The following is a 14,017-nucleotide window of genomic DNA, read 5'->3' on the forward strand; positions in this document are numbered from 1 at the left end:
GGTATAAGTGCTATAATTAAAAACACACACAACAAAGTTAAGTTTAAACAAAATCAAACAAGGAAAATATTATGAGATTTAATAATATATTTAAAACCATTGTGTTTTTATTAGCATTTTCAGTTGGCTCTGCCTCTGCTTTTGATACATTCGGTTGCATCCCTGGTCAGGAGATAATGGAGGGATATGTAAATACAATTTACTATGACTATGACTATAAAGATATTTTTTTTACTCTAACGAATGCACCTCATAATGAAATAGCGGTACGATCAGAAGATGAAAAAATTAATAATGAACAAAGAGATATGGCTCTTCGATTATTAATAGACGCAAGAAATAACGATCATCAAGTTAGTTTTGTCTGTAAGAATGGAGCTGCCAGATATATATTAACATATTACTCAACAACCACCGACTAAAGTCGGTGGTTTTAACCTTTCATATGGAAAAATAAAAAAATACATCATCATTATTTATAAAATTATCTAAAAAAATAAACACCATTATCATTAAGATTGACAATTTAATACAGCTATAATAGTAACAAATAATTTACCCGAAACTTTTTAATATCATACCGTATTTCTCTATTCATTATGATATAAAAATGGCCCACCAATGTGAGCCATTTTTATTACTTAAATAAAACTATCAAACCAGTCTGGATTTGCCCGTTGTCGTATCCGACCAGGCCATCATAATGGAAGATTGTGTTTGTCCATCCAGTGCATCAATAAAGCCACTGTCACCGATTGTTGGTGCAAAGCCGCTCATTGCCTGAATCAGTGAATCCACTGCATTGGCAGAAAGCGCGATATATTCACGCTCACCGTGAGTATTTTGATCGCCCATTCGGGTAACAATATCCGCACGGTTGCCATTGAAGTAATCCGTAAAAGTCACAAAGCCGATTGCTTCAAACTGCCCCTGTTCAGAACTGTCTTCCACATGGCGGTTAGTGAGCATCACCAGATCGTAACCGCTGCGCTGGAGCCATAAATCCTGCCAGTTGAGTTCATTGAAGACAATCTTGTCACCGCGTTTAATATCTTCAACCACGTTATCGATCACGTCTCCGCTGATCACATAGCTATTCACGCCAGCGCCGCCTTTAAAGCGGTTCTGGTATCCTCCCAGCACCAGCAAGTCATCGCCATCACCGCCGTCAAACTGGCTGAACTTGGAGATAACATCCGCAATCAGATGATCATCACCGGCTCCGCCGTTAATCAGTGCATGGTAACCCATTAGTTTTATGGCATCGTTACCTGCCCCGCCATCGATCCGGTTATAGTTGCCGAAAACCGTGGCAAAATCATGATCATCACCCAAGTCAGCCTGATTATTGTTACCGATAGCAACGACATAATCCTGACCTTCTCCGCCTTCAATACGGTTGAAGTTACCGGAAGCCACAATGTAATCATGCCCTTTACCGGTTTCGATGACTCCGCCTTCACCAAAGGCAAAGACCTGATCATCACCCTCTCCCATGTAAGCGTAGTTTATGCGGCCTGCAACTACGGCAACATCATTGCCCTGACCACCAAACATGATGTTTTCGCGCCCCATCAGAACACCGGTGTCGTCACCTTCACCGCCAGTGAAAATATTGGAGGTTCCCAGAGCATAATAAACATCATCACCACGACCGCCCCAGAAGTTGTTGTTATCGCCCAGATAAGCGCCCAGATCTTTGCCGTCTCCGCCCCAGTTAAAGTTATAGTTACCGAGGGAAACATGGATGTCGCCATCCCCTTGCAAATGGCCGCTGGTACGCAGGAAATCAAAGGTTTTTTCCTGCATATGCAGCAGATCATCAGTCAGGTTCTGTTTCAGATTAGAAACCAGATCTTTCATCTCTTCCTGCTTATCCTGCTTCAGCAGGGTTGCAAACAGATTTGGCAAATTGAGGGAATTAAAGCCGAAAGTGCGCTCTGATTGTGTATTCTCTTCACTGATATTTTCAGCTGACGCAATCTGTTCTGTCGGGGCTTTTTCTTTGATGCCATGACTTTCAAGGAACGAACTCACTCCGTCTGCACCGACTGCCAGATTGGTTTTCAGGCCATTAAGCAGTGTTTCCGGATCAACAAATGCCGACAACTGGTTGCCACTGAATTCACTGATTACCTCCAGCATTTCCCGCAAAATGGCAACGCCGTCTACTGACTGATTTGTTCGGGAGATGATAGTCCCATCTGCGGTGTAGTCCACACCAAAGATATCACCCAGTGTGGTATCAGCATTCACGCTGGCAAGGTTTCTCAACAGCTTATTCTTAAGCTGACGAGGCAGATCCGCCGGATTAAAGGTGAATGTGGTTTTTGCTATTCCTGTTGAGGTGTATTGCTGAGTCATCAGGCCAAACAATGATCCAAGGTTAATATCCAGAATCGAATGAATATTGTCGCCGAACATCAGGTTCCAGTTACCGGTTGTTACCTGAATATCCGCACCCTGACCACCAACGGCAAAATTGAAGGCCAGTTTTTCATTCATCTGGCGGAGTTTATTGGCTCTGCTGAGGTTACCCATTTCTGGTTTATTCCCTGCACCACTCAGCCATTGGTTATATTTCTTGTTCAGTGTGCTTTCAATATCGCTCTTCAGGCCGCGACCACTGCGTTTATACTGAGAATCGAGATCCGTCAGCGATGTGTAATCCACGCTGCTGGTCATATCCAGCCCTGACATATCCTGTAGGTATTTCTTCACGCTTTCGGTTGTCCACTGTGCTTCCTGCTCAGATAACCAGTCAGAAGTGGAATACGAACCGGCAATGTTTTGCAGAATGCCCGAGACGCGGGAAACATTGTCAAACGGGTTAAGCATCGGTGGTGTCGGGATGGATTTATCCATCATCACCAGCAAATCATTGCTGCGTCCCTGATTAAAGCTGATATTCCGGTTGCCGACAAACAGTTGTGCGCCTTCCAGTGCCTGATAACCGGCAATGTTGACACTGTGTTTGCTGTCACCGTCTCCCAGATGAACCATGACATTGTTATCGCCAAACGCCAGTGACTTAAAGCCCCCCGTGCCGACTTTAACACCCACGTTGGTGGTTCCCCAGTTAATGGAGGTAAATTCGCCATCACCCACCTGTACCTGCACATTACCGGAATAGCTCAAGCGGTTATCGGAAGACGTTCCGACCGGATAATCCTCAGGCTGATGCTGATGTTTTTTCGGCGCATGGAAAGTTTCGGTATTGTCTGCAATCGCGTTCTTCTCAGTTATCACCTCATGCGGGCGATGCTTCCGGCTATTGGTACTGCTACGCAGGCTGCCTACACGGACAAGTGAAACATTGTTTTCAGAAACATGATTACGTATACGTTCGGCATTGCCTTCGACTTCTCCTTTATCGTTCCAGCTCAGAACGATTTTATTTTCCGTAATCTTATTTTCCGCCTTATTGTGCTCAGATCGCGTATATTTACGGCCTGATTTACCGATCACTACTTCGGTTCGACGGGCAGAGACTGTAGTGCGGATCCCATTTTCATCAAGAGCAGAAATCAGGCGATACGCAAAACCATCGCGCTTGTCATCACTGAGCAGAGAACACCCGACCAGACTGATATAATCCAGTTTTCCGCCATACTGGAAACTATTCTGGAACTGCTTTAACCGCACTGCCAGTTCAGATGCCGTGTAATCACTCATTGTCGTGCTGTTGTAGCCATCAATCTCATCGCCACCGTGACCAACAACCTGCCAGCGTATTGTGCCGCTCAACTGATTCGGATCGCCGTATACCACTTTATACTGACCATTGCGATCAAGCTGGACAAGCACACTCTCTTTCGGATGTTTGCCGGTCAGATAAGAGACTGAATCAGCCACATGGGGATCATCTTCGAGCTGAATAATAACCTGACCATCAAAACGCATTTTCTTGCGTTCTAATCTCGGTAACACCTCAATCTCTTCCCATTCACTCAGATCATGGTTATTCAGCGGATGAAGCCTGTTCAGCGCATTTCTCATCGGTGAGCCATCAAAGATTTCCATTGCCAGAATATCCTTCATGGTTGTTCTGTCACCGAATACCGGGCGATAAGCTGACAGCGCCTCTCCATCCAGAACGATAACACGCCCGAACATTCTTTCCCGCTGGCTGTTTTTAGCCATGTTGTAGTTTTTTGCCATATTCAGGCCGGACTGACCGAAGAAACGCGTGACGTAATCGCTGAATTTCTCTGCCGAGGAGAATTCTACAATGCCGACATTAGGATCATAAAAACCGTATGTCCGGTTATCACCGCTGCCTTTTGACCACGCTGCCATCGCGTGTCCCAGAGTATTCAGCTCCAGCAGAACCGGGTTTTTCCCTGCATTGGCAGCCGTGATTTTTTCAATCACACCTTGTACACTCAGCGCTTGTTCCCCACTCAGCTTCTCTTTCCATATTTTAGTGGTGCTATCCAGCATCGGATCTCTGGTATAGAGCGCAGAGAGTGTCCCCAGTAACTTACTGGCGTTGGCCTGTTCACCTTCGGAATATAATTCGGGATTGTTGAGCACTGAAGCCGCGGAGTACATTTTATTCAGCAGGCTACGTCCTACGTTTTTCTGACCATCATTTTCCAGCTGTTTTGCCAGTAGAACCAGCTTTGACAGTGGCACACAGCGCCCGCCAAAACCATCATTAGACAAGTTGAGTAACATCAGTTGTGGCGCCAGATGTTCGCTTGCTTTTGCATCTACCGCTCCCATAGAAGTGACATCACGGAAAAGGCGGCTATATTTCTCTACTTTTGGTCGCAGAGTCATTTTCAGTGCCCGGTGTTCAATTTCCCACGCCAGTGCACCTTTCTGTTCCGCCGTCCAGTTTCCTTTAACCAGCATATCCACCAGCTGCCTGATATCCATATCCGAATGGAAGCCATCCACAATTTGGTTAGCGTGATTATGCCGGTAACCTGACAGGAAGGCTTTTGTCGCACGCAAATCCTGCTCCCGGCCCTGATTATCCACCTGAGGTTTCAGCGCCTGCGTGTAGCGCCCTAAATCATTTTTGATACCTTTGAGAATAGGGCTTTCCTGCTCATGCACCTGAGAAACAGCTTCAGATAGATTGGCAACAATTTGTCCGGCATATTTCACCATGACCTGATAACTGGATGCATGGCTATAATACGTATGTTCACCAGAGACGTTATAATCAGAGGCCACCAGTCTGGTTCGGAGTTTTTCGCCTTCATTGCCCAGACCTTCATTATCTGTCAGCAACATAATCGGCATCTGCTTCGAGACCCCGCGCAGATTCTGCTCCACGGAGAATTTACCATTAACGGCTTTTGCCAGTATTCCGGTCAGGCCGGACGGATTCGATATTCCATGAGCCGTGATCGCTTTGGTCATACTTGGCATCGGTCTGTCCAGCAGTAAGCCGGAAGCCGATATTCCTTTACTGTCCACATAACGGGCCAGATCAGCCGCAACCGGAGCCCCCATCGAATAGCCGTGAATAATGATATTTTCCGGGCTGATATCACGTTCATTAACCAGATAATGGAACATGGTACGTACATCCTGATACATTCCCTGTTCATTCGGATACCCATCGCTGGTGCCATAACCCCGCATATTAACCGACAACACATCAATACCCTGCTGTCGGTAATGCGGCTGAATTTTACCCACCTGCTCTTCAGCCGATGAACCGGAGCCGTGGATAAACAAGACGACTTTTTTATCCGAAGTATTCCTCTGCGATACGTTTTGCCCCTTATGGTAATAGCCTGTCAAACGTCCGGCTTCCCCTTTCAGGGTAACTTTTTCTGTCACACCGTGATTGATTGCTAAGTTAATTCTGTTCTGCATCTCCTGACTGATTTGACGACGCTCTTCTTTTGTGCCGTACAGTTCACTGTTCATGAAGCGGGTTACAGGATTCTTTGGCGTTCGTTCATGCGGTGCTGAGCCATCATTAGGAATAGCTAATTTCTCTGCCCTTTCCGGTTGCTCTCCGGTTCCGCCATGATTTAACGCAGTATCAAGACGGTGATGTTTTTGTTTAACCCGCTCACTCTGAGTGGCTTCCTGCAATGACTGACCGAAATCAAACAGCTCGCTTGGTGTCCAGACACCAAAGCCTGGCCGCCATGCTTTGCCAAGCACTTTATCCGCCCCACCAGCCTTAAGAATACGGGCAACAATACTTGAACAGTTTTGCGTCATAAGCTGATAGCGGGCATCCGGATCACTGCTGATTTTGCCCCATTCAGCCTGCATTGCCGCTACATCAAGGCCTTCCAGATTGATGCGATATACCCGATCAGGGTCAACGGTGCTGTTTTTGAAATTAGCAATCTCTGCCAGCTCTCTTTCAGCAAACTGGCTCATAACACTGGCAATGGCTTTCTCCATGCGTCTGGAATTCTGTAGTCTTGCTGCCAGACGCAAGGCTTCCGCAAAATTACGGCTGACTTCATGCATATCCATGCCGGGATCAGCCCATTGAGCAAGGTACGGGCGATAAATGTATTGCGGTATTTCAGCGGATTTGAGCAGCTCCGGATTGGCAAGCGCCGCCATCGCAAATCCTTCACTGACATCGCTGAATTTAACATCCACGCCTTTGGCGATTTTCAGTTTTTCAAGGAATTCTTTCAGTTCAGCTGAACCATCCGCCAGACCGAAGCCATCATCTTCCTCGGCCTCAACATCAAATGTCAGGGTGGGTGCCTGAAAAGCAGGCTGACTCAGATCATGCCAGCGAAGTCGCAGATCAGGCTGATCCTGGGTGGCGATATTCAGGAGTTCTCGTATATCCGTCGATTTATTCCCTGCCGGCCACCAGCTCACATAGTTGATTTGATTGAGATGAGTCGCATCTTCTGCATTAACCAGAACACGCCCCTGACCAATCTGCATTGCAACATGGCCCAGCGTACTGTTTTCACTCGGCCGCCAGACATACAGTGTGGCACTGACAGGGGACAAGTGTTGTTCAATCGCCAGATGAACTTTTTTCAGACCTGCAATATCAATACCTTTGCCATCTTTCGCGAGATCATGGGCAGCCAGACCGGCGAAAACAGCATTCGTGACATCCTGACCATACTCTTTGGTTACAGCGGCCATTACCTGTTTCAGCCCGGCATCTGCGGTGTTTTTACCAATATGCAAACTGAACTGACCGTGAGTAACAAAATCGCCCTGAGGATCTAAATAGAGATGTTTACTCTCTTTGAGGTTAGCGTTATCAAGCCTATTGTATAGCTCGCTGAAAGTCCCTTTCCCTGAGTTTTTCAAGGTCGGATCTGCCAGAACCAGTGACTCTTTCAGACGGATATCGATCTGGGAAAGCAGCCGATTCATTGCAGGTGCCCGCCCTGATTCAGAATGCCCAAGCAAATATCCCGCTACATGTTGTTGCAGGTGAGTTAATTGTTCAATGGCATCCAGTGAATAATCCGGTTTTTCCCGTAAGAGCTGTTCATAAGCACGCAGTGATTCAATGACATTACGATAGCTTTCACCCAGTGGCTTGCCTTTGATATAAGCCATTTTCTGTAATTCATCACCGGACATCAGTTCGGTATTCGGCGAGTAATACCAGGAGCCACTCACTTTTTCGGCAAGAATGCGGGTATGACCATCTTCAAGGGAAATAATGTGACTTCCCACCAGACGTAATTCATCCGGGATCTGTTCATAATTCTGATAATTGGCAAATATAAACCGCTCGATGGTATTAATCTGCGCCTTATCCTGCGGGTTATCGACTTTAATCACTTTCAGCCCGGAAGAACGAAGCCCCGGCCATGGCATAACTTCAAAGCTATTATTTAAGCCTTCACGTATCAAAATATTGCGATCAGTGCGCAGGCGATAGAATGGGATAGCCTGATTTAACATGCTATCAATAGCACTGACTTTAATATCCAGATCAATCAGTGTATTTGCATGGTAACCATCAGGATCCTGCTCAAGATATCTCATCTGCTCAGCCGGACTTAGCGAATCAAAGCGCATTTTCACTCGGACTCCCGGATCGGTCAGTCTGTGCCCTATAGATTCCAGCGGTTTTCCCCGGTAATGATAGGCGTGTTTATCCAGCAGGCGAATTTCATTGACCAGACCTTCACGCTGTAATTGGCGCAATACCGGCAGCTCAACATTCCAGAAGAAATTGCCTAAACGTACCCCGCTCGGTGCGATGACATAAACATCATCACGCGCACCCGTCGCATAAACAGAACACCAGAAACCAATATTACTCCGTGTCGCTTCGCTGATGGCGGTGTGCAGTTTCTCCTGTTGGAAATCATCAGGATCAAGGGACGTATTGCACCAGTCCATCAGCTTCTTATTGAGTTCAAGGGCAAGTACGTTTCCTTTCACATCAATATCGTAAACCACTTTTTTATCATCTGGCTGCACGGCATCCAGTACAGAGCGGTAGATGCTGAACTCCTGACCTGACCAGAATGAAACAATACTTTTTTCACCATGATTAGGTTCAAAGCTATAACCAAAACGCTCCAGCTTAGTGATAAACTGAACGCGCTTATCCCAGTCAAAATCAAGGGTTGAATCAACAAACAACTTCGCCAGCGGCGCAATTTGATCTTTAGGAATGGTATGCCGGATGATACTGAAGAAATTCTCAATGAAATCAGTCAGCCTATCCCTGATGTTGTCATTAATCTCAACATTAGGCCGCACACCACCCGGGACAGGAATATAGTTACTCTTTGCATGATCATTTAACTGATCGCGTCCACTATCCAGCCAACGGTATATTTCCGCGACTTTCTCTGCTCTTTCTCCGATGAACGGATAAGTTGAACTGCTTTTTTGCGACAAATTACTCCGCACGGAGCTACCGCGGGAATCAGTACGGGAATCTGACCTTCCCAGAGGTTTCAGTCCACTCAGATCCAGACCAGAAACAGACAGTAATTTTCTGTTCCCCGGCACAGAGATACTTGGCACTGATTCAGGTGAAATATCGCTATGCGGTAATTGCTGTGTGCGCGATGAGCGTGGTATATGAGTAGAATTTGCCTGTGTAGCACGAAGGCCTGCATTGATCTGTAAACGCTCCACAGCCTGTTTAGCATCGGCAAGGGCAGATAAATCACTCTCAGATTCCTGTAGCTTTTTACTGAAAGCCCCGACTTCCTGTATCAACGTCGTGGAATTAATGTGGCTGGTTGTTTCACCAATCCTTTCTGCTTCATAGGCTTTACCTGATCGATTACTGCCAACATTACTAAAACGTGGGGTATAGCCATTATTTTTTGCAACTTCACTGGCTTCAGCCTCAATATCCTGAAGCGTCCTGCTGGCACTAAGTTTGGCCTGCTCCGCCTGATTTTGCTGTGCTTCCGCTTCTTCTTTCCGGTATTCAGCCTTCATCCGGGCATCCGCAACATCTTTCCCGACATTTAGCTGATCTTGTTTAGCTTTGGCAACATTGATTTCTGCTTTATCCAGTGAATTTTCGATCTTCTGCTGTTGCTGTAAAGCCGTAGATAATGCGTTATCCAGTTGCTGTCCGGCTGTTGCTTTTGACGTGTCCACCTGTGTCTGAAGCTTATCCAGTAATTCACCGGCAAAGTCATGACGCCAGTGTGCTCCGGATTCTCCCTGATAGTGTGCGTGGGTCTGTTCATCCAAAAGTTCCAGCGCTTTGGCCTTCGCCAGCAGTTCATCCGTCACAGCCTGCTGTTCTTCCCGGATGACATCGCGCTGTGCCAGTCCATTCGCATTCAGGGCATCAAAATCCGTGGATTCCAGCTGATTCTGAGTACCTGCAATCGCTGCCAGTTGCTGCTCTTTTTCCTGCGCCAGACGTTCACGATCAGCTTCGGCGCTACTCTTATCGGCTAATACACTTTCAGCCACGACATTTTTTGACGCAAGTTCGCCATCATTACTGTTATCTGAGCGATCCGACGTGGCCACGATGTTATCCAGAATGTAACCCCTGCCATCGTCTTTACCGATACCTTTAAACGCCAGTCGGTTACTGCCGGCCTGTGCAACCAGTACCAGCTGTTTATGCTGCCAGACGATCCTATCGTCCGCAGATGAGAAGACAACCTGACCATTCCAGAGCACTTCCATTCCGTTATCATCGGTACTGGCTGCCCGGCGGGCAAAATCAAAATCAAGGGTAATGGCCTCGCCCGCTTCAAGCTGGCTCAAGTCCTGATAAATAGTGGTGTTAACCTGTGCATCCAGTTCAGACACATATCTGCCGTGGCCTGCGTCATCCAGACCATAAGATGCCGCCGGATGCTGGGCTTCAATCCCGTTGGTGGCTTGCCAGCCCAGAGTACCGGCCTCAAAATCCCCGTTGGTAATCAGATTAGGCTTCTGATTTTTTCCGGACTGACCCTCTTCATTCATGATGGATTCCAGCCTGCCGACATCCGGTGTTTCCAGCTGGCTCACCGAAGCATGCAAATCAGCGGAAAGCGTGGAGCTGACTTCACCGATTTCCGTCAGCTTAAAGCCTTTCAGACCATCCAATTCCGGCAAATTGATAGCACCCCGTCCACGGTTACTGCCGGATGTATTGGCTTCATCACCATGCACCAGAAAACTAATTCCCTGACTGCCCATGACACCCAGTAACGTCTGTTTGATATTACCGAACAGCGTTGCCAGTTTATGGCTTTCCGTGTTGCTGGAGGCCAGCGCCAGATTGTAAAAATCCCCGTTACCGATCTGAATAGCGACGTTATTGCGAGCATAGGAAGCGTGAATGTTCATCCCGTCACCAACATGAACACTGGCATTGCCGGTGCCTTTCATTACCGAGACATTCAGCCCGTCACCCACTTTGGTGCTGACATTGAGCTTACCCCAGGCCACATTGACCGAGATACCATCCCCAACTTTGGTATTTACGTTCAAATCACCGTGGGCAGCAACCACGCTCAGGCCATTTCCCACGCTGGTTGTGATATTACTTTTGCCCTTCGCCGCGGTAATCTGCATCCCATCACCCACTTTGGTGACAACATTGCTTTGGCTCCACAGCGCATTAAAGCTGTCGCCCTGCCCCACGTGCGTGACAATATTCGCATCGCCTTTCGCCAGTGTGACCTGACGGCCATTCCCTACTTTGGTGATCACATTCGCCTTACCCCACGCGCCGGTGTAATCATCACCACGGCCTACATGAGTAATGATATTAGCCATTCCCTGCATAACACTGACAACCTGACCATCACCGATCTTGGTCACCAGATTGGCTTTCCCTTTGGCAAAGTTATAGTGATCCCCGGCTCCGACATGGGTCATGATATTGGCATCACCCCAGGCTGCATTGATCGCCAGACCGTCTCCCATTTTGGTCATCAGATTCAGCGAGCCTTTGGCAAAACCCACGGTATTGCCATCCCCGACATGAGTCATAATATTGCCGAATTTGGAAACAAGCAGGCCGACCGTTGTCCCGTTACCAACTTTCGTCAGTATATTCCCTTTGCCCAGCAAGACACCGGCGGTTACGCCATGACCAACATGGGTTATCACGTTGGCTTTAGCTGCGGCTAAAACCCCCATAAACTCATGTCCGACTTTCGTCACCACATTGGCTTCACCTAATGCCAGTACGCCGGTCAGCCCGCTGCCAGCATGCGTCATCACATTAGCCTGACCAAACATTGCTGCCAGCGTCGTACCATCGCCGACTTTGGTCATGATATTGGCATTTCCGGCAAACAACCCGAGACTGGTGCCCTGACCCACATGGGTATAAATGTTAGCCTTGCCAATCATCACGGCCGCAGTCAGTTCATTGCCCGCCTTGGTGAAAATATTGGCTTCTCCCACCATCGCGGCAAAGGTATTCCCGTTGCCAATATGAGTCATTACATTGCCCACACCAATCATGGCGGCAAGACTATCACCATTCCCTACCTTAGTGGCAAGGTTACCTTTCGCCACCATCAGGGCAACACTCAGGCCATCCCCCACATGGGTGAACACATTACCCAGTGCCACCATTAGCGCCAGCGCATTACCGTTACCCACTTTGGTAAAGACATTGCCACCGCCAGCCATCATTGCGTATGCATTTCCCTGCCCGGTATGGGTAAAAATATTACCAACAGCGAGCATCGCGGCAATGGTTTCGCCGTCTCCCACTTTGGTAAAGACGTTACCGACAGCCCCCATCGCGCCCAGTGTTCTGCCGTTACCCACATGGGTCAGGACATTACCCAGACCAAACATGATGCCGGTGGTTTCTCCGTTACCCACTTTGGTCAGAATATTGGCACCGCCCATCATGACACCTGTGGTTCTGTCATTTCCGCTATGAGTCAGCACATTAGCACCACCCCCCATTACGGCAAAAACCCGGCCATTACCTTTGCGGGTCAGGACATTAGCGCCTCCGTGTGCGATAACTCTGGTATCACCATTGTAAGATCCCACTGATGAATCAAGTGCCGGGTGAGTACTGTTGACATGAGTAATGACATTAGCAATACCAGCACCATTAAAAATCAGGTTTCCCTTTCTGTTCTTCTTGAAAATAACATTTGCCGCGCCAGCACCGCTAAATTCGGTATCACCGATTTCCGAGTTGTGCAGAATGACATTCGCAACACCCGCTCCCTTAAAATAAACATTGCCACGGGCCACATTGGATTTAATAACATTGCCGCCCCCTGCACCTTCGAACCGGACATTACCATTGCTGTCATCCTGTTTTTGGTCTAACAGCTCCCGCTCACTGAACTCATGCATAGAGCTAATCCGTTCAGACGTCACACGGACAGTATTTACACTGTAATTAACATGACTCAGTGTATAACTGCCCTTACCGATAACTTTATAGCCAGAACGGGTACCGATAGTTTGATCTGCCATGACCGCCGTTTGATCACCGGCTTTGTACCACGGTGTGGCAATATATTTCAGTTCACCCGTTGCAGGATCATTCGCCAGTTGAACGACTACAACTTTGGTAATTCCCCCCACGAATTTGGCGTATAAATAGGTATTCGCCATTTGGTTGGATTTCACGGGTTTTACATCAAAGGTACTGCCATCCATTGAAACAGCGTGCCCCCCCATCTGGGCATCTGACAGCGTAATATTTTCTGCTGCAATCTGAACACCGCCGGCATAGGTCACCCATTCATCTTCGGGTAATTCACTTTCCAGTGCATGTATCGTAAATGACTGATGATGCTCAACTGTCAGATCTGATAATTTATATACCCCGTCAACATTAACCAGCTGGTAACCGCCAGCATCAGAAATATCCTGAGATGCCAGATTATTGAGATGATTACCTGCTTTATGCCAAGAGGTCGTATAATATTTCAGCCGGCCAGTTTTGGGGTCATTATGAATACGAACTTTATTGATTTTGGTGTATTTATCATCAATAGCAGCAAATAAAAAAGTATTTATTTCACGTGTGGATTTAATACCAACAATCTGCTGTGTTTTTTGGATCCAGCTTCCGCCCAGTGTTGCCGTCGTCAATACAATTTCTTCAGCTTTCGCATAGGTAATCCCTTCACCATTAAAGCTGTCATTTAAACCTTTACGGGTGATTTGGTTATAACCTCCGGCACCCATAAAATGGATATTACCGTTGACCACATCTGAATAGATATGATTATAACCACCCGCTCCCTTAAATGTGATATCACCGCTATGCCCTCGACGATATACATTGTTATAAGCGGCAACGCCTGAATAATGTATATTACCGGAACGGCCATCATGCTGAATAACAGCACCACCTGCTGCACCCGCGAAAGAAATAGAGCCTTCTTCTTCTTTATTAATTTCAGCGTACCCAACAGCACCTTTTACGTTTAAGTTACCACTGGTATCATTGATTTTCAGGTATGCTGAACCACCGACTACAGTATCGTTACCTGCTCCGGTATAAATAGAAGCGCCAATCGAACCCAGAGTGATGTAATCATCACCACCATAAGCATGGATTTGCCCACCAAACCCAATAGCCACAATATTATTATCACCATCATCAGCGGAATAATTACCTGTA

At 47.2% G+C, this 14,017-nt stretch carries 2 protein-coding genes; one reads left to right on the plus strand and one right to left on the minus strand.

Annotated elements, in window-relative coordinates; genetic code table 11:
- Positions 1-71 precede the first annotated feature (71 nt).
- Entirely contained in the window at positions 72-422 is a 351-nt protein-coding gene (locus AACX38_RS20615) for a hypothetical protein (RefSeq protein ID WP_228865473.1), read from the plus strand.
- 232 nt (positions 423-654) lie between these two features.
- On the opposite strand, the gene rtxA is transcribed toward AACX38_RS20615, so the two are convergent.
- Entirely contained in the window at positions 655-13,977 is a 13,323-nt protein-coding gene (gene rtxA, locus AACX38_RS20620; protein ID WP_228865475.1) for an MARTX multifunctional-autoprocessing repeats-in-toxin holotoxin RtxA, read from the minus strand.
- Positions 13,978-14,017 lie beyond the last annotated feature (40 nt).

Origin of the sequence: Xenorhabdus sp. PB30.3 (assembly GCF_963895965.1) — a bacterium.
Taxonomy (GTDB): domain Bacteria; phylum Pseudomonadota; class Gammaproteobacteria; order Enterobacterales; family Enterobacteriaceae; genus Xenorhabdus; species Xenorhabdus stockiae.